Origin of the sequence: Streptomyces sp. NPDC088812, assembly GCF_044750285.1 — a bacterium.
Lineage (GTDB): Bacteria > Actinomycetota > Actinomycetes > Streptomycetales > Streptomycetaceae > Streptomyces.
Genome location: NZ_JBIVJP010000015.1, coordinates 175,432 through 197,575 on the forward strand (window position 1 = coordinate 175,432; position 22,144 = coordinate 197,575).

17 protein-coding genes, 1 tRNA gene and 3 pseudogenes are annotated in these 22,144 nt (G+C 73.4%); 6 read left to right on the forward strand and 15 right to left on the reverse strand.

Translation table 11 applies throughout. The features are described from left to right. Positions 1 to 35: 35 nt before the first annotated feature. From ACIP67_RS25800 to ACIP67_RS25815, 4 genes and pseudogenes are all read right to left on the reverse strand, one after another. Positions 36 to 332: pseudogene (locus ACIP67_RS25800) on the reverse strand (EamA family transporter); the annotation flags it as partial. Next, entirely contained in the window at positions 329 to 820 is a 492-nt protein-coding gene (locus tag ACIP67_RS25805) for a YbaK/EbsC family protein (protein WP_401695050.1), read from the reverse strand. The gene ACIP67_RS25805 and the pseudogene ACIP67_RS25800, both read right to left, overlap by 4 nt. A gap of 42 nt (positions 821 to 862) precedes the next feature. Continuing rightward, a complete protein-coding gene (locus tag ACIP67_RS25810; protein WP_401695052.1) occupies positions 863 to 1,054 on the reverse strand; it encodes a DUF397 domain-containing protein in 192 nt (63 codons plus the stop codon). Then, positions 1,051 to 1,896: a Scr1 family TA system antitoxin-like transcriptional regulator gene (locus ACIP67_RS25815; protein ID WP_401695054.1), complete on the reverse strand. Its 846-nt coding sequence runs from the start codon at positions 1,894 to 1,896 to the stop codon at positions 1,051 to 1,053. The genes ACIP67_RS25810 and ACIP67_RS25815 overlap by 4 nt, the downstream gene beginning before the upstream one ends. Positions 1,897 to 2,035: 139 nt before the next feature. Here ACIP67_RS25815 and ACIP67_RS25820 point away from each other — a divergent pair, with 139 nt between their 5' ends. Next, the gene (locus ACIP67_RS25820; protein WP_401695056.1) at positions 2,036 to 2,482 is read left to right on the forward strand and encodes an ATP-binding protein; all 447 of its coding nucleotides are present in this window, start codon (positions 2,036 to 2,038) and stop codon (positions 2,480 to 2,482) included. A 54-nt stretch (positions 2,483 to 2,536) separates the two neighbouring features. On the opposite strand, the gene ACIP67_RS25825 is transcribed toward ACIP67_RS25820, so the two are convergent. The 3 genes from ACIP67_RS25825 to ACIP67_RS25835 form a co-directional block, all read right to left on the reverse strand. After that, a complete protein-coding gene (locus tag ACIP67_RS25825) occupies positions 2,537 to 3,121 on the reverse strand; it encodes a lamin tail domain-containing protein (protein WP_401695058.1) in 585 nt (194 codons plus the stop codon). A gap of 321 nt (positions 3,122 to 3,442) precedes the next feature. Further along, positions 3,443 to 5,647, reverse strand: coding sequence for an MMPL family transporter (locus tag ACIP67_RS25830; protein WP_401695060.1), 2,205 nt, complete (start codon positions 5,645 to 5,647; stop codon positions 3,443 to 3,445). Between the two features lie 171 nt (positions 5,648 to 5,818). Next, positions 5,819 to 6,421 (reverse strand): TetR/AcrR family transcriptional regulator, encoded by a 603-nt coding sequence (locus ACIP67_RS25835; RefSeq protein WP_401695062.1) that lies wholly within the window; start codon positions 6,419 to 6,421, stop codon positions 5,819 to 5,821. 155 nt (positions 6,422 to 6,576) lie between these two features. Here ACIP67_RS25835 and ACIP67_RS25840 point away from each other — a divergent pair, with 155 nt between their 5' ends. Next, positions 6,577 to 9,837, forward strand: a complete 3,261-nt coding sequence (locus ACIP67_RS25840; protein ID WP_401695065.1) for a S41 family peptidase — start codon at positions 6,577 to 6,579, stop codon at positions 9,835 to 9,837. Between the two features lie 212 nt (positions 9,838 to 10,049). On the opposite strand, the gene ACIP67_RS25845 is transcribed toward ACIP67_RS25840, so the two are convergent. The 4 genes from ACIP67_RS25845 to ACIP67_RS25860 all read right to left on the reverse strand — a co-directional run bounded on the left by ACIP67_RS25845 (position 10,050) and on the right by ACIP67_RS25860 (position 13,867). Continuing rightward, the gene (locus ACIP67_RS25845) at positions 10,050 to 10,337 is read right to left on the reverse strand and encodes a hypothetical protein (RefSeq protein ID WP_401695067.1); all 288 of its coding nucleotides are present in this window, start codon (positions 10,335 to 10,337) and stop codon (positions 10,050 to 10,052) included. Between the two features lie 88 nt (positions 10,338 to 10,425). Next, positions 10,426 to 11,310, reverse strand: a complete 885-nt coding sequence (locus tag ACIP67_RS25850) for an SDR family oxidoreductase (protein WP_401695070.1) — start codon at positions 11,308 to 11,310, stop codon at positions 10,426 to 10,428. Further along, a complete protein-coding gene (locus ACIP67_RS25855; RefSeq protein ID WP_401695072.1) occupies positions 11,307 to 12,359 on the reverse strand; it encodes an alpha/beta fold hydrolase in 1,053 nt (350 codons plus the stop codon). The genes ACIP67_RS25850 and ACIP67_RS25855 overlap by 4 nt, the downstream gene beginning before the upstream one ends. Continuing rightward, positions 12,356 to 13,867, reverse strand: a complete 1,512-nt coding sequence (locus ACIP67_RS25860; protein WP_401695073.1) for a flavin-containing monooxygenase — start codon at positions 13,865 to 13,867, stop codon at positions 12,356 to 12,358. The genes ACIP67_RS25855 and ACIP67_RS25860 overlap by 4 nt, the downstream gene beginning before the upstream one ends. Positions 13,868 to 14,043: 176 nt before the next feature. On the opposite strand from ACIP67_RS25860, the gene ACIP67_RS25865 reads away from it, so the two are divergent. Next, positions 14,044 to 14,724 carry a MerR family transcriptional regulator gene (locus ACIP67_RS25865; RefSeq protein ID WP_401695074.1) on the forward strand — a complete coding sequence of 227 codons (681 nt, stop codon included), beginning with the start codon at positions 14,044 to 14,046 and terminating at the stop codon, positions 14,722 to 14,724. On the opposite strand, the gene ACIP67_RS25870 is transcribed toward ACIP67_RS25865, so the two are convergent. Continuing rightward, positions 14,712 to 15,515, reverse strand: coding sequence for an exodeoxyribonuclease III (locus ACIP67_RS25870; RefSeq protein WP_401695075.1), 804 nt, complete (start codon positions 15,513 to 15,515; stop codon positions 14,712 to 14,714). The two genes, ACIP67_RS25865 and ACIP67_RS25870, sit on opposite strands and share 13 nt — an antisense overlap. Before the next feature lie 81 nt (positions 15,516 to 15,596). On the opposite strand from ACIP67_RS25870, the gene ACIP67_RS25875 reads away from it, so the two are divergent. Continuing rightward, entirely contained in the window at positions 15,597 to 16,097 is a 501-nt protein-coding gene (locus ACIP67_RS25875) for a GNAT family N-acetyltransferase (protein WP_401695077.1), read from the forward strand. Here the strand turns inward: ACIP67_RS25875 and ACIP67_RS25880 are convergent. Continuing rightward, positions 16,087 to 16,734: a response regulator gene (locus ACIP67_RS25880; protein ID WP_401695149.1), complete on the reverse strand. Its 648-nt coding sequence runs from the start codon at positions 16,732 to 16,734 to the stop codon at positions 16,087 to 16,089. The genes ACIP67_RS25875 and ACIP67_RS25880 overlap by 11 nt on opposite strands. Before the next feature lie 335 nt (positions 16,735 to 17,069). Then, positions 17,070 to 18,362 (reverse strand): annotated as a pseudogene (locus ACIP67_RS25885) (sensor histidine kinase); the annotation flags it as partial. A gap of 200 nt (positions 18,363 to 18,562) precedes the next feature. Between ACIP67_RS25885 and ACIP67_RS25890 the strand changes: the two are divergent. Together ACIP67_RS25890 and ACIP67_RS25895 are read left to right on the forward strand one after the other, a co-directional pair. After that, a pseudogene (locus ACIP67_RS25890) lies at positions 18,563 to 19,285 on the forward strand (ABC transporter ATP-binding protein); the annotation flags it as partial. Positions 19,286 to 19,473: 188 nt separating this feature from the next. Next, the gene (locus ACIP67_RS25895) at positions 19,474 to 21,876 is read left to right on the forward strand and encodes an ABC transporter permease (RefSeq protein WP_401695078.1); all 2,403 of its coding nucleotides are present in this window, start codon (positions 19,474 to 19,476) and stop codon (positions 21,874 to 21,876) included. Positions 21,877 to 22,066: 190 nt separating this feature from the next. Here the strand turns inward: ACIP67_RS25895 and ACIP67_RS25900 are convergent. Then, positions 22,067 to 22,140 (reverse strand) — tRNA-Ala (locus tag ACIP67_RS25900). Positions 22,141 to 22,144: the final 4 nt, after the last annotated feature.

A 22,144-nucleotide genomic window follows, 5' to 3' on the forward strand; every position in this document is an offset into this window, starting at 1 on the left:
AAGCCCCGCTGCGGCGATACGCGGCGCGCCGCGCCGACGAGCGGCGCGGACCCGCGCGCGATCGGGTACGCCTGCCCGAAGTCCCCCAGCCGGAACGATCGCATCAGCAGCGCGTAGTACGCGATGTGGATCGCGGCCGAGCAGAGGAGGTACGGCCATGCCGCCACCGCCGGTACACGTGTGAACGGCAGCAGGGCGAGGCCGATGAGGAGGCCGCCGCCCGAGATGAGGGCGAAGCCGGTGAGCTTGTCGGTGATGCGGTGGGCGATCGCGTTCCACGCGGCGTGCGTGACGGCGGCGAGCAGGACCGCCGCCGTCACCAGTGGGGTCACGCGGTGCGCTCGCGCACGTCCACGAGCGTCGCGCCGGCGCGTTCGGCCAGCTCCGCGGGGGCCATGGGGAACACGGTGTGCGGAGTGCCCGCAGCGGCCCAGACCACGTCGTGCGCCAGGAGGCCGCGGTCCGCGAGGACACGGGTACGGGTGCGGTGGCCGAAGGGCGGCACGCCCCCGATCGCGTACCCGGTCGTCTCCCGTACGACGGCGGCGTCGGCCCGCGTCACCTTCTCGGCGCCGAGCTCCTTCCGTACGAGGTCGACATCGACCCGCGAGGCCCCGTCCATCAGCACCAGCACCGGCACCCCGTCAGCCGCGAAGACCAGCGACTTGCAGATCTGGCTCAGGTCGCACCCGATCGCGGCGGCCGCTTCGGCGGCGGTACGCGTCGCGTCCGGGAAGCGGCGGATGCGGGGAATCAGATCGCCGAGGCCGAGGGCGTCCAGGGCTTCGGCGAAACGGGGGTGGGCTTCGGTCGTCGTCATGCGCGGCACGGTAGCCGTGCGTACATGGGACATGCGACCCGGTTATCCGTGGGCGGTGGCGTGCCGGAGGAAGTCCCTCCAGGTGGCGGGCGCGACGGCGAGTATGCCGTGGGCGGGCTTCTTGGAGTCGCGGATGTGGATGGTGGCGGGGGTGATCGCAACTTCGACGCAGTCATTGCCGTTGCTGCTGTCGCTGTAGCTGCTCTTGAACCAGTGGAGTTCCGCGTTGCTCATAGTCTCCCCAGCGCTTGCTCGATGAAGGTCAGGGATTCCCCTGGCGTGAGCGCCTGAGCCCGGATGATGCCATACCGCAGGTCCAGGACCCGGAGCTGCCTCGGGTCCCCGACCGGACGGCCTCCGAAGTCACCGTCGGTCCGCCCCACCGCCGATCCATCGCTGAATTTCAGCACTTGAATCCGGCCTCCTGTCCCGGGGTGATTCGCACGGTTGGTGGGCATGACCTGGAGTTCCACGAACGGCAATTGGGCCACAGCCAGCATGTGTTCGAGCTGTCGACGCAGGACCATTGTGTCCCCGACCGGCCGCTCCAGCGTCACCTGTTCCTGGACGAAGCTGAGTTCCGGCGCTGGCGACCGCTCGAAGAGCGACTTACGGGCCATCCGTGCCGCGACCATCCGCTCCAACTCATCCGGCGAGTAGGCGGGACGCCAGGTCGAAAGCAGCGCCCTCATGTACTCCTCGGTTTGCAGCAGCCCATGGATGTTGTGGTTGCCGTACATCAGCAGCTCCACCGCCCTCCCCTCCAGGTCCGCCAACTCCCGCACTTTTTTGGGATACCTGGCCTTGCTCATGTCTTCCATGAACTCTTTCAGCGCCCCCCGCGCCTCCATCACCTCGTCCGCCTTGGCCAGAAACTCCGGCCTGGGGATCCTCACCCCCCGCTCGATCTTGCGGATCATGTCCTCGCCATACCGGAGGGTCTTGGCCAAGTCGGCGACCCTCATCCCCGCCGCCTCCCGGTGCAGCCTCAGCAGGCGCCCCACGGCCTCCACGACTGGTGCGATCTCATCTCCTGGCTGGACGTCCCAACCCACATCGTCCGCGCTCTCGTTCACGCTCACCCACCTCCAACGCGCAGCCGTACCCGGACGACACCGAGACAGCTGAGACAGCACAGGACGGAGCTGGGACAGTCCCGCTACGTACAGGCATCGCCACTCACTCAAGTAAGCCCGATCCGCCACGCTGAGTCACATGAATCACGAGACGCGTGCCCCTGAAATGGATCTCGCCTCCCCCTCCTGCCACTTCACCGTCCTCCTGTCCCCCACCCCCCGCGCCGCCCGCCTGGCCCGCCTGCTGACGACGGAGCAGCTCCGCCAGTGGGGGCTGCCGTTGGACACCGCGCCGCAGATCGTGGCCGAGCTGGCGACCAACGCGGCGACGCACGGACGGGTCCCCGGACGGGACTTCCGCCTGGCGCTCCACGTCGTCGCGGACACCCTCCGCATCGAGGTCACGGACGCCCGGGGCGACCGGCTCCCCCGGCCGGGCCGCCCGGACGGGGACGCGGAGGGCGGCCGGGGGCTGCTCCTCGTGGACGCCCTCGCGCACCGCTGGGGCGTCGTACCGGGACCGCTGCCGCGCAAGACGGTGTGGGCGGAGGTGAGAGTGGGGGGCGCCGGGGCGGGACATGCGTGAGCGGCGCGCCCGGCCCGAGAGGTGGGCCGAACGCGCCGCCGTCCGTGCAGTCCGTCAGTGGCGGTCTCCGCCGTGGTGACGGTCTCCGTCGTGGTGACGGTCTCCGTCGTGGTGACGGCCCCCGTCGTGGTGACGGCCCCCGTCGTGACGGCCCCCGTGGTGGCGGTCACCGTCCTGACGGTCCCGGTCCCACGACACCTCGTCCACCACGCGGTCACGCTCGTTGCGCAGCGTCACGGTGTCGGAGTCGTTGTCCCAGACGTGGCGGACGCGGTCCTGGTACAGGTCGGTGCGGGTGTCGCGGCCCTCGCCGGTGTGGACGCGGACGGTGGCGCGGGCGGCGAGGCGGTAGCGGTCGAAGGTGTAGGTGTCGCCGTCCTCGTCGGACAGGGTCCAGCCGTCGAGGTTCACCTCGCGGCGGGTGGTGTTGGTGAGTTCCACCCACTCCTTGTTGAGGGAGCGGTTGGCGCGGGTGTCGTGGCCCGGCGCGTCGTACTGCACGTCGCTGATCTCCACCTTCGGCCGGTCGGCGCGCGGCTGGCCGGCGGCGGACGCCGGGACCGCCACGGCGGCGATCACGGCGGCGGCCGCGAGCGAGGCGGCGGCCAGTCGACGGGCGGGGACGGGGGAAACGGACACGGGATCTCCTCGGGGGGTGGGATGTCGACCGGGTTCGACCCCGGCACCGGCATCCGACCACCGGACGCACCCGGAACACCCGATCCACACCTCCCGTTACAGATCGTTCACATATCGGTGACACTCGCCTGTAATGTCCATCTATGCAGTGAATGCCCCGAAGCCTCTGCTCAGCAGCCCCGCCCGGCCCCGCCGCGACCACCCCCTCGCCCGAACGTGGGTGACAGCCGGCGCCGGACGGAGAAGCCGGACATGAAGAAGCCGGTGAGGGCGCCCCGTCCCCACGGACCCTCACCGGCGGTCTTCATGTCGCCCGATGCGCTATGCCCGGGCGAGCTCCCGGTCGGCGTCGTCGTGGGCGCGCAGGCCCTCGCCCTCGACGTCGACGTTGGGCAGGGCGCGGTCCAGCCACTTCGGCAGCCACCAGGCCTTCTTGCCGAGGAGGGCGAGGACGGCGGGCACGATGGCCATGCGGACGACGAAGGCGTCGAAGAAGACGGCGATCGCGAGACCGAAGCCGATCATCTTGACCATCGACTCGGAGGAGCCGATGAAGCCGGCGAACACCGCCATCATGATGACCGCGGCGGCGGTGACGACCCGCGCGCCGTGCCGGAAGCCGGTCACCACGGCCTGGCCGGGGGTCTCGCCGTGGACGTACGCCTCGCGCATGCGGGTCACGAGGAAGACCTCGTAGTCCATCGCGAGTCCGAAGACCACGCCGACCATGAAGATCGGCATCATCGACATGACCGGGCCGGTCTCCTCGACGCCCAGCAGGCCCGCGAACCAGCCCCACTGGAAGACCGCGACGACGGCGCCGAGGGCCGCCATGACGGAGAGCAGGAAGCCGAGGGCCGCCTTCAGCGGGACGAGGATCGAGCGGAAGACCACGATGAGCAGGAGGAAGGCCAGGCCGACCACCAGCACGAGGTACGGGACGAGGGCGTCGTTGAGCTTCTGGGAGACGTCGATGTTCATCGCCGTCGAGCCGGTGACCAGGATTTCCGCGTCCGTGGCGGCCTTGATGTCGGTGCCCCTGTCGCGGATGGCGTGGACCAGGTCCTCGGTGGTGACGGAGGACGGCTTGGCGTCGGGGATGACCGTGATGGTCGCCGTGTCGCCGGCCTCGTTGGGGGTGGCCGGGGTGACGGTGACGACGTTCTTCAGGCCCTTGATCTCGTCGCCGACGTCGGAGAACACGGCCTGCGGGTCGTCGCTGCCCTGGGCGTCGACGACGACCATCAGCGGGCCGTTGAAGCCGGCGCCGAAGCCCTCGGAGAGGAGGTCGTAGGCGCGGCGCTGGGTGGTGGAGGTGGGCTGGGAGCCGTCGTCGCCCAGGCCCAGCTCCAGCGAGGACACCGGGACGGCCGCCGCACCGAGGCCGATCACGCCCAGGAGGAGGACGGCGACCGGGCGGCGGACGACGAAGCTCGCCCAGCGGGTGCCCATGTTGGGCTTGGCCGCCTTCTCGGCGGACTGGGCGCGGCCGCCGCCGAGGAGCCTGCCCTTCTCGCCGGCCGGGCGCACCTTGCGGCCCGCGTAGCCGAGGAGGGCGGGGATCAGGGTGAGGGCGATCAGGACGGCGATGGCCACCGTGCCCGCCGCCGCGACGCCCATCTTCGTCAGCATCGGGATGTTGACGACGGAGAGGCCGACGAGGGCGATGACGACGGTCAGGCCGGCGAAGACGACCGCGGAGCCGGCGGTGCCGGCGGCGCGGCCGGCCGCCTCCTCGCGGGCGCGGCCCTCGGCCAGCTCGGCGCGGTAGCGGGAGACGATGAACAGGGCGTAGTCGATGCCGACGGCGAGGCCGATCATCATCGCCAGGGTGGAGGTGGTGGAGCCGAGGTCCAGGGTGCTGGCGAGCGCGGTGATCGCGGAGACGCCGATGCCGACGCCGATGAGCGCGGTCAGCAGGGGCATGCCCGCCGAGATCAGCGAGCCGAAGGTGATGACGAGGACGACGGCGGCGACGGCGATGCCGATGACCTCGGTGGCGCCGGTCTCGGGCGTCGTCTGGAGCGCGTCACCGCCGATCTCGACGGTCAGGCCCGCGTCCCGGGCGCCCTCGGCGGCGTCCTCCAGCGCCTCGCGGGAGGAGTCCTCCAGCTCCATGCCGGAGACCTTGTAGCTCACGGAGGCGTAGGCGATCGTGCCGTCCTCGCTGACGGCCTTGGCCTGGAAGGGGTCGGTGACGGAGGCGACCTCGGAGCCGTCGGACAGCTCCTTGACGGTCTTCTCGACGGTGGCCTTGTGGGCGGCGTCCGTCATCTTCTCGCCGTCGGGGGCCTTGAAGACGACCCGGGCGGTGGCGCCGTCGGCGCTCATCCCGGGGAAGCGCTGTTCCAGCAGGTCGAAGGCTTTCTGCGCTTCGGTGCCGGGGATGGAGAAGGAGGTGTTGCCGGCGGCGGGCGCGGAGGCGGCGCCGACGCCGGCGAGCGTCAGCAGCGCCACCCAGATCAGGGCGACGAAGTGCCGTCGCCGGAAGGCGAGTCGGCCCAGCTTGTAGAGGAACGTGGCCACGGAGGCGTACTCCCGGTCATGTCGTGGGGTGTGGGGGCCAGGGCCATGGTTGCGGCACGGGCCCCGAGGGCAGGGGTGACCAACCCGGCGTGGAGGCAGGGGTGATCGGCCCGACGACGTGAGCGGTGGCGTCAGGAAGGGCGGACCGCGGGGACGGTCAGCAGTAAGGGGTCAGGAGGAGACGGGCACGCCGAGTGCGGGGAGGACCACGGCGTCGATGTACGCGGTGAGGAAGGCCTGGGTCGGCGGCTGGTCGTCGAGCAGGGCCCGGGTGGCGAAGCCGCCGACCATCATGTGCAGCAGGAAGTCCAGCGCGGGGCAGTCGGGGCGGACCTCGCCCCGGTCGACGGCCCGCCGGATCACCTGGTGGAATCCGGACAGCTCCGGGTCGATGAGCTGGGTCCGGAACGCCTGGCGCAGGTCGGGGTTGTTGTGCATCGCCATGGCGATGCCCCGCATCAGCGCCGAGTTCTGCTCGATGGTGCAGTCGTCCTCCAGCCGCAGCAGGGCGTGCAGGTCGCCCCGGAGCGAGCCGGTGTCGATCTCGTCACCGCGATCGGGCTTGCTGTGTCTGATGGCCCTCGCGACCAGCTCGGCCTTGCCGCCCCACTGGCGGTAGAGCGTGGCCTTGCTGGACCGGGTGCGGGCGGCGACGGCGTCCATGGTGAGGGCGTCGTAGCCGACCTCGCGGAGCAGGTCGAGCACGGCCGCGTACAACTCGGCCTCGCGCTCGGGGGTGATCCGACTGCGACGCGGGGTGGCGACCTCAGTCATGGTGATCCCTCCGGCTCCAGCACTGTCCTGTGATGCGTACACCATGAAGATACCCTGAGGGAAAGCGAAACGAAACGGTTTCGTACGTGTGCTGGCTCACGTCCGTGAAGGACACATAAGTTGCCCGGCCCCTTTGACAGGAAAAGCATGGGTAGGTGACCTATCTGCGCCTGCCGCACCTCAGCGGTGACCTGCTGTGCTTCGTGTCCGAGGACGACCTCTGGCTCGCCCCGCTCGACGGCCCCGGCCGCGCCTGGCGGCTCACCGTCGACCGCGCCAAGGCCGGCCACCCCCGTTTCTCGCCCGACGGCCGCCACATCGCCTACACGAGCTGGCGCGGCCTGGTCCCCGAGATCCACCTGGTGCCGGTGGACGGCGGACCGGGGCGGCGGCTGACGTACTGGGGCAGCCCGGACACCCAGGTGTGCGGCTGGACACCCCCCGACCAGGACGGCAACGCCGACATCCTCGCCGTCGCCTCCCACGGCGAGCCCTTCTCCCACTTCACCTGGGCCCACAAGATCTCCCCCGACGGCGACCCCGGCCGCCGCCTCCCCTGGGGCCCCGCCTCCGACATCCAGGTCGCCGACCTCGACGGCGAACGGCGGACCCTGCTCCTCACCGGCACCCCGCCGCACGAACCGGCCGCCTGGAAGCGCTACCGCGGCGGCGCCACCGGCCGGCTCTGGCTGCACGGGCAACGGCTGCTCCCCGACCTCGGCGGCCACCTCCACTCCCCCCTGTTCGTCGGCGGCCGGATCGCGTTCCTCTCCGACCACGAGGGCACCGGCAACCTCTACTCCTGCGCCCACGACGGCTCCGACCTGCGCCGGCACACCGACCACGACGCCTTCTACGCCCGGCACGCCTCCAGCGACGGCACGCGGGTGGTGTACCAGTGCGCCGGTGACCTGTGGATCGTCGAGGACCTGTCCGAGGGCGCCGAGCCGCGCCGGCTCGACGTACGGCTGAGCGGGCCACGCGCCGGACGCCGGCCGTACCAGATCCCGGCCGCCCTCCACGTGGACGGCATCTCGGTGGACGAGACCGGGCGGGCCAGCGCCGTCGTCGTCCGCGGCAGCCTGTACTGGCTGACGCACCGGGACGGCCCCGCCCGGACCATCACCGACACCCCCGGAGTACGGGTGCGGCTGCCGGAGATGCTCGGCCCGGCCGGCCAGGTCGCCTACGTCACGGACGCCGAGGGCGAGGACGCCGTCGAGATCGCCTCCCTGCCGCGCGCCACCGGCGACCGCGAGCCGCGGCGGCTGGCCTCCGGGGAGCTCGGGCGGGTGCTGGAGCTGGTGGCCGACCCGGAGGGCGAGCGGCTCGCGATCGCCTCGCACGACGGACGGCTGCTGCTGCTCGACGCGAGCGAGGGCTCCAACGGAGAGGTGACGGAGCTGATCCGCTCGATCAACGGGCCCGTGCGGGACCTGGCGTTCTCCCCCGACGGCACCTGGCTGACCTGGTCCCATCCCGGGATCGGACGGACCCTGCGGCAGATCAAGATGGCCCGGATCTCCGGACTCGGCACCGGCGACCGGCTGATCGTCGACGTCACCAACGGCCGGTTCGAGGACGAGAACCCCGTCTTCACCCGGGACGGCCGCTACCTCGCCTTCCTCTCCTGGCGCGGCTTCGACCCCGTCTACGACGTGCACACCGGGGACCTGTCGTTCCCGCTGGGCTGCCGGCCCTACCTGGTGCCCCTGTCCTCCGCGACACCCTCCCCCTTCGCGCTGAACCCCGAGGGGCGGCCCGCCGCCGGGGGGCTGGACCCGCTGGAGGACGACGAGGGCGCCGACGGCGCGGTGACCGTCGAGGTCGAGGGGCTGGCGAGCCGGGTGACACCGTTCCCGGTCGCCGCCTCCAAGTACTCGGCGCTGTGCCCGGTCGCGGGCGGCGGCCTGGTCTGGCTGCGCTGGCCGATCTCCGGCGCGCTCGGCGAGACCTTCGTCAACCCGGACGACACCAGCGGGCGCCCGACCCTGGAGCACTTCAACATCAGCAAGGCGAAAAAGTCCGAACTCGTCGGCCACCTCGACCTCTTCGCGGTCAGCGGGGACGGCAGCCGGCTCGTCGTCGTCGACGAGGGCGACCTGCGGGCCGTGCCCTCCACCGAGTCCGGCGACCTCGACTCCACCGTCTGGATCGACCTGCGCCGCATCATGCACGAGGCCGACCCCGGCGCCGAGTGGCGGCAGGCGTACGCGGAGGCCGGCCGGCTGATCCGCGCCTACTTCTGGGACCCCGGGATGTGCGGGATCGACTGGGACGCGGTGCTGGAGCAGTACCGGCCGCTGGTCGACCGGGTCGCCACCCCCGACGAGTTCGCGGACCTGCTGCGGGAGGTGCTCGGCGAACTGGGCACCTCGCACGCCTACGTCACCCCCGCCCGCCGCAACGAGGGCCCGCTCCACTACCAGCGCCGGCAGGGCCTGCTCGGCGCCAACTTCGTCCACCGGGACGGCGGCTGGACCGTCAAACGGATCCTGCCCGGCGACTCCTCCGACTCCAAGGCGCGTTCGCCGCTGGCCGGCACCGGCATCCGGGAGGGGGCGGTGCTCACCCACGTGGACGGGCGGCCGGTGGACCCGGTGGCCGGGCCCTACCCGCTCCTCGCCCAGGCCGGCGGGACCACGGTCGAGCTCACCTTCACCCCGGCGGAGGGCGAGGCGGGCCGGGCACGCCGCGTCGCCGTCGTCCCCCTCGTCGACGAACGGCCGCTGCGCTACCAGGACTGGGTCGCCAAACGCCGCGCCGTGGTCCGCGAGCTGAGCGGCGGACAGTGCGGCTACCTGCACATCCCCGACATGGGCGGCTCCGGCTGGGCCCAGTTCAACCGCGACCTGCGCATGGAGGTCTCCCGGCCCGCGCTGATCGTGGACGTGCGCGGCAACGCCGGCGGGCACATCAGCGAACTCGTCGTGGAGAAGCTGACCCGCCGGATCCTCGGCTGGGACCTCACCCGGGACGCCCAGCCGGTGTCGTACGCCTCCAACGCGCCCCGGGGACCGGTCGTCGCGCTCGCCGACGAGGCCACCTCGTCCGACGGCGACATGATCACCGCTGCCTTCAAGCTGCTGAAGCTCGGCCCGGTCGTCGGCCAGCGCACCTGGGGCGGCGTCGTCGGCATGACCGGACGGCACCGGCTCGGCGACGGCACCGTCATCACCGTCCCCATGAACGCCGCCTGGTTCGACGCCTACGGCTGGTCCGTGGAGAACCACGGCGTCGCCCCCGACGTGGAGGCGTTGCGCACCCCCCTGGACTGGGCGGAGGGCCGCTACGCCCAACTCGACGACGCGGTACGCCTCGCCCTCGACCTGCTCCGCAACGAGCCCCCGGCCTCCCCACCGGACCACTCGAACGTCCCGAACCGCTCCCGCCCCAAACTCCCACCGCGCAGCTGACGCCCCCGGGGTGCCCTGGGCACTGATCGGCATGCGGCAGGACAACTCCCTCAGGGGCGCGGGGCCGTGTCGACATGCGGCTCCGCCGCGTGGGCGCGACCAGCCCCCACCGGGCCCGCACCCGGTGGTGGACCGCAAGCCCCTCGCAGAAGACGGGTGCCCTCCCGGCAAACCGGAAGGGCACCCACATTCACCGGCTGAGCCGAGCCCGACTACACGTCGTACTCGGCGTCCAGCCGATCCTCGTCCTCGCGCTCACGCCGCATCCGCTCCTGCTCGCTCTCCGGCCGCATCCGCTCGTGCTCGGGCCGGCCGGCGCGCTCCTGCTCGGGCCGGCCACCACGCCCGGGCTCGGGCCGCTCACCACGTTCCGGACGGCGGCCGCGCTGCTGGGCCTGGCCCTGGGCCTGCTGGGCCTGCCCCTTGGCCTGCCCCGCCTTCTGCTTGGCCTGGTCCTGGAACTGCTCGGCCTGGTCCTGGAACTTGTCCTTGATACCCATGTGGGTTCACTCCCCTTGAGGGTGAGGGAATCGGCCCTTGATCGGGCCTCGACCAGATTCACACGCAGGGAGGAACGGCGCATTTCGATCAACTACGCTGCGTAGCGCGGGCTTCCTCGTCCGCCGCCCCACCTGCGCCGACGAGCCCCGTGCGCATCCCTTGCAGCCTCGGCGCGAACCGCCTCATCTCCCGCTGCCCCACCGTCCCGATGAGCGCCGGGAGATACCCGCGCACCCCCTGCATCCCGCGCAGCCACCACTGCCCGTACACATGGGCGGCGCGCCGCTCGATCCCGGCGACGAGCCGGTCCACGGCCGGCCCCAGCGGGTACGTCTTGTTGGACGGCCACGGCAGCCGCTGCCTCAACTCCCGCATCACATCGTCCTGATCGGCGCCGCGCACCATGTCGGTGTCGGTCCACGACAGGTAACCGATGCCGACGCGTACGCCCTGGTGGCCGACCTCGGCGCGCAGGCTGTGCGCGTACGCCTCCACGCCCGACTTGGACGCGCAGTACGCGGTCATCATCGGCGCCGGCGTGATCGCCGCGAGCGAGGCGATCTGGAACAGGTAGCCGCGGCTCTGCCTCAGCAGCGGCAGGAAGGCGCGGGCGGTGACGGCCGAGCCCACGAGGTTGACCTCGATGACCCGGCGCCAGGACTGCGGGTCGGAGTCGGCGAACGGACCGCCGGTGGCGACGCCCGCGTTGGCGACCACGACGTCCACCCTGCCGAAGCGGTCCTTCACCTCCTGGGCGACCCGGCTCATCGCCTCGTGGTCGGTGACGTCGGCGTACCAGTGGGCGCCGTCGCCGTGCAGCCGCTCCGCGACCTGCTTGAGGGCGTCCGGCTCCAGGCCGACCAGCGCGATCCGCGCGCCGCGCGCGGAGAGCTTGCGGGCGAGGAGTTCGCCGACGCCACGGGCCGCGCCGGTGACGACGACGACCTTTCCTTCGAGGCTGACCCTGCTCATGCGCCCTCCTTGAGCTGCGGTGCGTGGGTGGTGACGAGGTCCCGGATCGTCGCGGTCACCAGGTCGGGTGCCTCGACCGGGGTCATGTGACCGATGCCGGGCAGTTCTCTCAGGCCGGCGCAGTCCGGGAGCGCGTCGGCGATCCGGCGGGCGTGCACCGGCGGGGTCAGCCGGTCGGCCGTGCCCACGATCACCGCCGTCGGCACCTTCAACTCCCGTACGGCGTGGTCGAGATCGAGCAGGCTGAGGACGTGCGACCAGGAGTGGCGCACGGCGCGCGGACAGGCGTGCACGATCCGGGCGCACGCGTCGACCGTGTGCGGGGCCGAACCGGCGCCCATCGTGGCGTACTTGAGGATCCGGCGGGCGACGGGGGTGACCGGGCCGAGCGGTGCCCGCGACCCGAGGACGCGACCGGTCAGCCAGGTCCGCAGCCGGCCGGGCCGCAGCGGCAGCACGGTCGACTCGGCCACCAGCCGCGAACTGCCCGTGCTGCACAGCAGGGCGGCCGCCGCGTGCTCCCGGAAGGCGGGCCGGCCGGAAGCGGCCATGATCGTCATGCCGCCCATCGAGTGTCCGGCGACGACCGCCTTCTCGCCGGGGGCGAGCGTGGCGGTGAGAACGGCTTCGAGGTCGTCGGCGAGGGCGTCGGTGCTGCACGCCGGGCTCGCCGGGGTGCGGCCGTGGCCGCGCTGGTCGTAGACGACGACCTTGTGATCGGCGGCCAGCGCCTCGACCTGGGCCGCCCAGAAGGCGGTCGAGCAGGTCCAGCCGTGGGCGAGGACGACGGCGGGCGCGGCGTCGGGGCCGTGGACCTGCACGTGCAGCGAGGCGCCGTCGGCGGAGACGGCGGTCAGCTCCCTCGGGGCGCCGACGCCCGCGGGGCGGCCCGCGCCCGCGTCACGGCGGGTGCCCGTACGTCGACCCGCGCCCGCGTCACGACGGGCACCCGTGCCTGTCTCGTGGCGGGCACCCGCGCCTGTCTCGTGGCGGGCACCCGCGCCTGTCTCGTGGCGGGCACCCGCGCCTGTCTCGTGGCGGGCGCTCATGCCGTGACCTCCGCCTTCTGCACGGCGGGCGTGCGCAGGACCTCGTACTCGGCGAGGTCGACCCGCCGCGTCTCCCGGCGGAACTCGGCCGTCGTGCCCGGCCAGATGGTGGTGTTGCGGCCGTTCGCGTCGAGGTACCAGCTGGTGCAGCCGCCCGTGTTCCAGACGGTGCGCTTCATCCGCTCCTGGACGCGGTGGTTCCAGGCCCGCACGGCGCCGGGACGGGCGTCGAGGGCGGCGCGGCCTCCGAGGACGTTCAGCTGGCGGAGGTAGTCGGCCAGGTAGTTCAGCTGGGACTCGATCATGAGGATCATCGAGGAGTTCCCGAGGCCGGTGTTGGGGCCGATGATCGACAGCCAGTTGGGGAAGCCGGCCGCACAGGCGCCGCGCAGGGCCTCCATGCCGTCCTTCCAGGACTCCGCGAGGGTCCGCCCGTCGGCGCCGACGACCCGCTCGGCGATCGGCATGTCGGTGACGTGGAAGCCGGTGCCGAAGACGATCACGTCGGCCTCGGCCTCGCTGCCGTCGGCGGCGACGAGGGTGGAGCCGCGGACCTCGCGCAGCCCGCTCGCGACGACGTCCACGTTCGGGCGGGTGAGCGCCGGATAGTACGTGCTCGACAGCAGGATCCGCTTGCAGCCGATGCGGTAGTCCGGGGTGAGCTTGGCGCGCAGGACCGGGTCCTTGACGGCACGGGCCATGTTCCGCTTGGCGAGCTGCTCGACGAAGCCGAGTTCGTTCGGGTGCTTGGTGAAGGCCTGCACCTGGAGTTCACGGATGCCCCACAGCAGGCCGCGGCGGACCTGCGTGGTGACCGGCAGCCGCTGGTGCAGCCAGCGCTCGGCCCGGCTGATGGGCCGGTCCATGCGGGGCATCACCCAGGGCGGGGTGCGCTGGAAGAGGGTGAGCCGGCCGACCTCCGGCTGGATGGCGGGCACGATCTGGATGGCCGAGGCGCCCGTGCCGACCACGGCGACGCGCCGGCCGGCGAGGTCGTGGTCGTGGTCCCAGCGGGCCGAGTGGAAGACCTTGCCGGGGAAGGAGTCCAGGCCCGGGATGTCCGGGATCTTCGGGTCGGACAGCGGCCCGGTCGCGGAGACGACGACGTCGGCACTCAGCGCCCCGCTCGCCGTCTCGATGTCCCAGCACAGCCGCTCCGCGTTCCAGGTCATGCGCATGACCTCGGAGTCGAGGCGGAGGTGGGGGCGCAGGCCGAAGGTGTCGGCGACGTGCTCCAGGTAGGCGCGGATGTGCTCCTGGCCGGAGAAGGTGCGCGGCCAGTCGGGGTGGGGCGCGAAGGAGAAGGAGTACAGGTGCGAGGGCACGTCGCAGGCGCACCCCGGGTAGCTGTTGTCCCGCCAGGTGCCGCCGACGCTGCCGGCGCGTTCGAGGACGACGAAGTCGGTGATCCCCTCACGCCGCAGCCGTACCGCGGCCCCCAGTCCACCGAACCCCGACCCGATCACCGCCACCCGCACGTGCTCGTGCTCGCGCTCGTGCTCGGTCATCCCGACGCCTCCCTGCTCCGCGACCCTGCGGATCTGCCGATCTGTCCACGCTGCTGCCGCCGCTGACGCGACTCTGCCAGTGAACACTGGCGCAATGGGAGCGTAGAGCAGCCCCGTACTGATGGGTAGGGGGCATGCGGAGGAAAGTTACCGTCGGTACGTCATAGGCTTCCGGCGTGGCGGACAAGCGGGAATACCGGACGGAGGAGCTGGCCGAGGCGGCCGGCATCACGGTGCGCACCCTGCGCTTCTACCGTGAACGGGGCCTGCTCGCACCACCCCGACGCGAGGGCCGCATCGCCTGGTACGACGACCACCACCTCGCCCGTCTGCGCACGGTCGCCGCCCTGCTGGAGCGCGGCCACACCCTCACCGGCATAGCGGAACTCGCCGAGGCCTTCGACCACGGCCGGGACGTCGCCGACCTGCTCGGCGTCGGCACGCCCACCGAGGAGGAGCCGGTCCGCCTCACCCCCGAGGAACTCGCCGCCCGCTTCGAAGGCCAGGTCACCCCCGAGAACCTCGCCGCCGCCCTCGACCTCGGCTACCTGGGCACCGACGGCGACGAGATCGTCCACATCAGCCGCCGCCTGCTGGACGTCTCCACCGCCCTGGTCCGCGAGGGCATCCCCCTCGCCGACGTCCTGTCCGCCGGCGCCCGCGTCCGCGCCCACGCCGACGCCCTCGCCGACCTCTTCGCCGACCTGGTCCTCCGCCACGCCGCCGAGGACGACCTGCCCCGTCTGCGCCCGCTGGCCCGCAGCGTGGTGGAGGCGGAACTGTCCCTGGCGCTGGACCGCAGACTCGGGCACGGCCGCGAGGGCCAAGAGCCCCTGCCGCAGGATCAGAGGTCGTAGACGACGGTCACCGGCGCGTGGTCCGACCAGCGCTCGGCGTGCGTGGCCGCCCGCTCGACGAAGCCCTTGACGGCCTTGGCCGCGAGGCCGGGCGTGGAGACGTGGTAGTCGATTCTCCATCCTGAGTCGTTGTCGAACGCGCGTCCGCGGTACGACCACCAGGTGTACGGACCGTCCGTGTCCGGGTGCAGGGCGCGGACCACGTCCACGTAGCCGCCCTCCTCCGGCGTGAGCACCCGCGTCAGCCACGCGCGCTCCTCGGGCAGGAAGCCGGAGTTCTTCTGGTTGGCGCGCCAGTTCTTCAGGTCGGCCTGCTGGTGGGCGATGTTCCAGTCGCCGCAGACCAGGACCTCGCGGCCGTCGGCGGCGGCGCGTTCGCGCAGCTCCTTGAGGTGGGCGAGGAACTCGGACATGAAGCGGACCTTCTCGTCCTGGCGGTCGGTGCCGACCTCGCCGGAGGGGAGGTAGAGGGAGGCGACCGTGACACCGGGGAGGTCGGCCTCGACGTAGCGGCCGGAGGTGTCGAACTCCGACGAGCCGAAGCCGATCCGGACCGCGTCCGGCTCACGGCGGCTGTAGAGGGAGACACCGGCGCGGCCCTTGGCGGCGGCGGGGGCGTGCGTGACATGCCAGCCCTCGGGAGCGCGGACCGCCTCGGGCAGCTGCTGCGGCTCGGCGCGCACCTCCTGGAGGCACAGCACATCGGCGGAGGTCCCGGCGAGCCACTCCACGAAGCCCTTCTTCGCGGCGGCGCGCAACCCATTCACGTTCACGGAGGTCACGGTCAGCACCCGGGCACGATACCTGCACACTGGACGAGGTCCAGTTTTTGTCCACCACCCACCAACCTGCATGGATGTACCGTGAGTCGCATGTCTATACGTCGTGTCTCCTTCGACCACCCCGACGCCGTCAAGCTGAACGACGAGGTCCAGGCCGAGTACCACGAGCGGTACGGCGACGGCGGCGACGCCACGGTCCTGGAGCCGACCGATTTCCATCCGCCCCGGGGCGTGTACTTCATCGCGTACGACGAGCGGGAGCGGCCCGTCGCCACCGGCGGCTGGCGCAGCCAGGACGAGAACGACGAGGGCAACCAGGACGGGGACGCCGAACTCAAGCGGATGTTCGTGATCAGGGAGATGCGCGGCCGGGGGCTGGCCCGGCGGATCCTCACCGCGCTGGAGGAGGACGCGGCGGCCGCGGGGCGCCGGCGGATGGTGCTGGAGACCGGCACCGAGCAGCCGGAGGCCATCGCGCTGTACACGACCAGCGGCTACGAGCCGTGCACCAAGTTCGGCTACTACCGCTTCCACGAGTCGAGCCGCTGCTACGCCAAGCCCCTCGCCCCGGCCGTGACGCCTAACTCCTGAGGTACGCCAGGACCGCGAGGACCCTGCGGTGGGTGTCCTCCGCAGGGGGCAGGTCGAGCTTGGTGAGGATGCCGCCGATGTGCTTGCCCACGGCCGCCTCCGAGACGACCAGCGCCCTCGCTATCGCGCCGTTGGACTTCCCCTCCGCGACCAGCGCCAGGACCTCCCGTTCGCGCGGGGTGAGCCGGGACAGCGGGTCGCGGCGGCGGCTGAGGAGCCGGCGGACCACCTCCGGGTCGACCACCGTGCCGCCGGACGCCACCTCGGCGAGCGCGTCCACGAACTCCTCGACCTGGCCGACGCGGTCCTTGAGCAGGTAGCCGACGCCGGTGCCGTCCCCGGAGTCCAGGAGCTCGGCGGCGTAGGCGCGCTGCACGTACTGGCTGAGGACGAGGACGGGCAGACCGGGGCGGTCGGCGCGCAGGCGGACCGCCGCGTGCAGGCCCTCGTCCTGGAAGGCGGGCGGCATGCGGACGTCGGTGACGACGACGTCGATGCCGGGGGCGTGCCGGTCGACCGCCGCCAGCAGGGCGCCCGCGTCCCCGACCGCCGCGACGACCCGGTGACCGAAGCGCGCGAGCAGTGCCGTCAGGCCGTCGCGCAGCAGGACGCTGTCCTCGGCGAGGACTACGCGCAGGCCCTTCTCCCCGCCGGTCCGGGGTGCGTCGGGCCCCTGCCCTCCGGGTCCGTGCCCTCCGGGTCCGTGCCCTCCGTGCCCTTCGGACCCGTGTCCTTCGGGTCCGTGCCGTTCGGGTCCGTGTCCTTCGGGTCCGTGCCGTTCGGGTCCGTGTCCTTCGGGTCCGTGCCGTTCGGGTCCGTGCCGTTCGGGTCCGTGCCGTTCGGGTCCGTGCCGTTCGGGTCCGTGCCGTTCGGGTCCGCGTCCTTCAGGCCGGGCTCCGTCGTCGGCTCGGGGTCCGTCAGGCCAGTGTCCGTGAGACCGGTGTCCGTCGGCTCGGTGTCCGTCGGGCCGGTGTCCGTCGGCTCGCAAGGGATCTCCACACGCAGCAGGGTCGGTCCGCCCGGCGGGCTGGTCAGCGACAGTCTTCCATCGAGCACCGACACCCGGTCGGCGAGTCCGGTGAGGCCGGTGCCGCGCGTGGCGTCGGCGCCGCCCCGGCCGTCGTCGGCCAGCTCCAGGACGAGCCGGCCGTCCCGGTGCTCCCCGTGCAGTCGTACGCGGCTCGCCCCGCTGTGCCGGGCCACGTTGGCGAGCGCCTCGCGGACCACGAAGTAGGCGGCGCTCTCGACGGGGTCGGGGAGGCGGCACGCGAGGTCGAACTCGACGTCCACGGGGACGGGCGAGCGGTCGGAGGCGTCGGCCACGGCGGCTTCGAGTCCGTAGTCGGCGAGGACCTTCGGATGGATGCCGTGGATCAGCTCCCGCAGTTCGGCCAGGGCCGCGCCGGCCTCCTCGTGGGCCCTGGCGAGCTGGGCGGCGAGAGGGCCGCCGGGCGGGGCGTCGAGGCGGGCCAGGCCGAGGGTCATGGTCAGAGCGACGAGGCGTTGCTGGGCGCCGTCGTGCAGGTCGCGTTCGATGCGGCGGCGTTCGGTCTCGAAGGCGTCGACGAGGCGGGCGCGGGAGCGGGTGAGTTCGACGACCCGGGCGGCCGGGTCGCCGCCGCGCGGGGCGAGGAGCAGCCGGGTGAGGGCGGCCCGTGCGGCGGCCGCGGCGCCGAGGACGTACGCCCCGGCGGCCAGCAGCAGCACGCCGAGGGCGGCCGCGAGGAAGGCGGTCGGCCCGTCGGTGACCATCCACACCTTGAGCACCTTCGTCTCACGGCCCTCGCCGACCGTCGCCAGCAGGACCGGCGTCGCGGTCAGCGACAGGGGCAGGGCCGCGGCCACCGTGAGCAGGAGGGCCTCGGCCGGCCAGAGCAGGCACGCGGTGAGCAGGGTGTGGCCGAGGGCGTGCCAGGTGGCGCGTTCACGCAGGCGGGTGGTGAGCCAGCTGCGCAGCCCGGGTTCGGGGGGCTCGGTGTGCGGGCCGGGGGCGTCGTCCCCGTCCACCAGTCGCAGACGGCGGCGTTCCAGTGCGGCCACGGGCAGTCCGGCGAGGGCGAGGGCGGCGAGAAGGGGCAGTCCGACCAGGGCGACCGCCAGGACCCCGCCCACGGCCACCCACATCACCAGGCCCACCAGCACCGCCGCCCCGGCCACCGCGCCGGTCAGCAGGTAGGCGGCGGCCCGCCAGGGCCACGGCGACAGCAGGTAGCGCGGGTGGGAGAGGGCCTGCCGGACGGAGGCGGGTGCGGTTCGGGGGGCCATGCGGATCACCGTAGAAGCCGGGGGCGGGGGGGCCATGCGGATCACCGTAGAAGCCGGGGGCGGGGCGGGCCATCCGTTCAGGGCGAGGTCCGGGGGTATGCCTGGCCCTACCCCGACTCTCGCCCCTGCCCCAGCGACCCGGACCGTCGGCCCGCGGTTGGCTGGCCCCACCGACACCGAACCCGGGGGTACCGACCGAGATGACCGAGCCAGCACTCCGACTGACCGCCGTCCGCCGCCGCTACGGAACGAAGGACGCCCGGGTGACCGCGCTCGACGACGTCACCCTCGCGCTGCCGTGCGGCTCCTTCACCGCCGTCATGGGACCGTCGGGGTCGGGCAAGTCGACGCTGTTGCAGTGTGCCGCGGGACTGGACCGGCCCGACTCGGGGTCGGTGCGGATCGGCGGGACCGAGCTGACCGGGCTGAGCGAGCGGCGGCTGACGCTGTTGCGGCGGCAGCGGGTCGGGTTCGTGTTCCAGGCGTTCAACCTGCTGCCGGCGCTGACCGCCGAGCAGAACGTGGCCCTGCCCCTGCGGCTGGCCGGCCGGCGCCCGGCGAAGGCGCGGGTGCGGGAGGCCCTGCGGCAGGTCGGGCTCGCCGACCGGGCCCGCCACCGGCCGGCCGAGCTGTCCGGCGGGCAGCAGCAGCGGGTCGCGCTGGCCCGCGCGCTGATCACCCGGCCCGAGGTGCTGTTCGGTGACGAGCCGACCGGTGCGCTCGACTCGGCGACCGGCCGCGAGGTGCTGTCCCTGCTGCGCGGCATGGTCGACACGGAGGGCCGGACGGTGGTGATGGTCACCCACGACCCGGTCGCCGCGTCGTACGCGGACCGGGTGGTGTTCCTGGTCGACGGCCGTGTGCACGGCGACCTCACCGGGGCGGACGCGGAGTCGGTCGCGGCGCGGATGGCGGGGCTGGAACGCGGACGCCCGGAGATCGGACGCCCGGAGATCGGACGCCCGGAGATCGGACGCTCGGCCACCGGCCGCCCGGCCGCGCACCACCTGAGCGCGGGTCACCTGAGTCCCGCTCACCTGAGTGCCGCTCAGCCAAGGGCCGCTCAGCCAAGGGCCGCTCGGGCGGCGTCGGTCCGGACGGAGGATGCCCCGTGCTGAGTGTCGCGGTGCGTACGCTGCGCGCCCGGTGGGCCGCGTTCGTCGGGAGTGTCGTCGCCCTCGCGGTGGGGGTGGGGCTGCTCGTCGTGATGGGGCAGGCGTTGGCGGCGGCCGCTCAGGCGCCGGTGCGGGCGCCGGAGCGGTTCGCGGCGGCGCCGGTGGTGGTGAAGGGGCAGGACACGGTCCGCGTGGCGACGCCGACCGGGGTGCGGACGGGCCGGCTGGCGCACCCGCGGTCGGTGCCCGCCCCGGTCGTCGCCGCGTTGCGGGCGCTCGGGCCGGTCACCGAGGACCGGTCCTTCCCGGTGCGGGTGACGGGCGGCCCCGGCACGCTGGTCGGCCATCCCTGGTCGACGGCGCGTTTCGCCCCGTACGAGCTGAGCGCGGGGCGGGCGCCCCGGGCGGACGGCGAGGTCGTGATCAGCGGTGACTGGGCCGGTGTGGGCGACCGGCTGGGCGACGGGGCCGTGGTGGTGGGGAGGGTCCGGGCGCTCGGGTTCGAGAACGCCGTGTTCTACACGGACGCCCGGGCCGCTCGACTGGCGCCGGAGTCACCGCAGTTGGTGGTGCGGGCGGACCCCGCCGCCGTACGGGCCGTCGTCGCCGGCTCCGGGGCGCGGGTGCTCACCGGGGACGACCGGCGGCTGGCCGACGCCGCTCCGGAGCGGGACGGGGAGGCCCTCACCGCGCTGAACGCCCTGTTCGGGACGGCGGGCGGGGTGACCGCGTTCGTGTCGGTGTTCGTCGTGGCCTCCGCCTTCGCCTTCGCGGTCGAGCGGCGGCGCCGGGAGTTCGGGCTGCTGCGCACGGCGGGTGCCACCCCGGGCCAGGTGCGCCGGACGGTGCTCGCGGAGGCGTCGCTGGTCGGCGTGGCCGCCTCGGCGGCGGGCTGCGCGCTCGGCGGGTACGCGGCGCCGCTGCTGGGCGACGTCGTCGTCGACGGCGGGCTCGCGCCGGACTGGTACGCGATCGGCGGCCGTGTCTGGCCGTACCCCGTCGCCTTCCTCACCGGTGTGGTGGTGGCCCTGTCCGGCGCGGCCGTGGCGTCCTGGCGGGCCGGGCGGACCGCGCCGGCGCAGGCGTTGCGGGAGGCGTCCGTGGACGGGCGGACACTGCCGTGGGGGCGGCGGGTGTGCGGGGCGGCGCTGCTGGTCACGGCCCTCGCGACCCTGGCGTACGCGCTGGCCACGGACCCGGGGGACCTGCTGCACCGCAAGACGTACGTCAGCCGTCCCATGCTGCTCATCACGGCGGTCGCGCTGCTCGCGCCGGTGCTGGTACGGCCGTTGGTGCCGCGGCTGCCGGGCACGACCGGGCTGCTGGTGCGGGCGAACGCCGTCGCCGGGGTCCGGCGCACCGCCGCCGTCGCGGCGCCCGTCCTGGTGACGGTGGCCCTCGCGGGCTCGCTGCTGGGCACCACGGCCACGCTGGACGAGGCGCGGGCGGCGGAGGCCGGGGAACGGACGCGGGCGGACTTCGTGGTCACCCCGGCCGACGGGACCTCCCTGGACGGCACGGCACTCGACCGGCTGCGGCGGGTGCCGGACGCGGTCGTGTCGGCGTCCTCCGGGACCGCCGTCCACACCCTGGAGGACGGGGTCGCGCTGGTGCGGTCCGAGGCGCGGGCGGTGGAGCCGGCGCTGCTCGCCGGGACCGTACGGCTGCCGGTGACGGCCGGGCGGGTCGCGGACCTCGACGACGGATCGATCGTGGTGAACGAGGAGTGGGCCGAGCACCGGGTGGGGCGGCGGGTGCGGGTGTGGCTGGGCGACGGAACGGCGAGGACGCTGCGGATCGTCGCCGTCCTGGCCACCGGGACCGGGGACAACGGGGTGTACGTCAGCGCGGCGAACGCGGGCGGGGCCGGGGTGGACCGGGTCGACGTGCGGGTGCGTGCGGGCGGCGACGCGGCGCGGGTCGCGGCCGGGCTGCGGGCGGTGGACGGGGTGCGGGTGGCGAGCCGGGCGCAGTGGGTGGCGGCCGCCCGCCCGGAGAGCGACCGGACGGCCCGGCTCGGGGTGCTGCTCGTGCTGGGCATCGCGCTCCTCTACACCGGCCTCTCCGTCGCCAACACCCTCGTCATGGCCTGCGCCGAGCGGGCCCGCGAGGTGGCGGCGCTGCGGCTGGCCGGGGCGACCGGCGGGCAGGTGCTGTGGTTCGCGGCGGCCGAGGCGCTGGCCGTCGTCGTGGTGGGCGCGCTGCTGGGGCTGCTGGTGACGCTCGTCGGCCTGGCCGGGACGGGCGGTGCGCTGGGGCTGCTGTCGGCGCCGGTGACGGTCGTGGTGCCGTGGGCGGCGCTGGGGTGGGCGGCGGGGGCGTGTGCGGTCCTGGCGGTCGTCTCCGTGGTGGTGCCGACGGCGTTCGCCCTGCGGCGCCCGGCCCGAACGCCCACCTGAGGCTCGCCGCACCGGGATCGGCCGGGGCCCCGCCCCACGCCTCCCGAAACGGCCGTACCCCCACCGCGACTTCCGCACCGGCACCCCCCGCACCGGGGCGCCTGCCGACGAAGGCACCTACCGACGGAGGGAGGAAACCGGCATGGCAAAGGGCCCGTTCCTATTTCCAGGAACGGGCCCCTATGCTGCGTGGACCTGAGGGGATTTGAACCCCTGGCCCCCTCGATGCGAACGAGGTGCGCTACCGGACTGCGCCACAGGCCCTTGC

What these genes read in the sequence shown, in the direction of transcription:
- ACIP67_RS25805 (WP_401695050.1), bottom strand. Translation starts at nt 820, where the DNA reads ATGACGACGACCGAAGCCCACCCCCGTTTCGCCGAAGCCCTGGACGCC.
- ACIP67_RS25810 (WP_401695052.1), bottom strand. Translation starts at nt 1,054, where the DNA reads ATGAGCAACGCGGAACTCCACTGGTTCAAGAGCAGCTACAGCGACAGC.
- ACIP67_RS25820 (WP_401695056.1), top strand. Translation starts at nt 2,036, where the DNA reads ATGAATCACGAGACGCGTGCCCCTGAAATGGATCTCGCCTCCCCCTCC.
- ACIP67_RS25835 (WP_401695062.1), bottom strand. Translation starts at nt 6,421, where the DNA reads ATGACTGAGGTCGCCACCCCGCGTCGCAGTCGGATCACCCCCGAGCGC.
- ACIP67_RS25845 (WP_401695067.1), bottom strand. Translation starts at nt 10,337, where the DNA reads ATGGGTATCAAGGACAAGTTCCAGGACCAGGCCGAGCAGTTCCAGGAC.
- ACIP67_RS25850 (WP_401695070.1), bottom strand. Translation starts at nt 11,310, where the DNA reads ATGAGCAGGGTCAGCCTCGAAGGAAAGGTCGTCGTCGTCACCGGCGCG.
- ACIP67_RS25855 (WP_401695072.1), bottom strand. Translation starts at nt 12,359, where the DNA reads ATGAGCGCCCGCCACGAGACAGGCGCGGGTGCCCGCCACGAGACAGGC.
- ACIP67_RS25860 (WP_401695073.1), bottom strand. Translation starts at nt 13,867, where the DNA reads ATGACCGAGCACGAGCGCGAGCACGAGCACGTGCGGGTGGCGGTGATC.
- ACIP67_RS25875 (WP_401695077.1), top strand. Translation starts at nt 15,597, where the DNA reads ATGTCTATACGTCGTGTCTCCTTCGACCACCCCGACGCCGTCAAGCTG.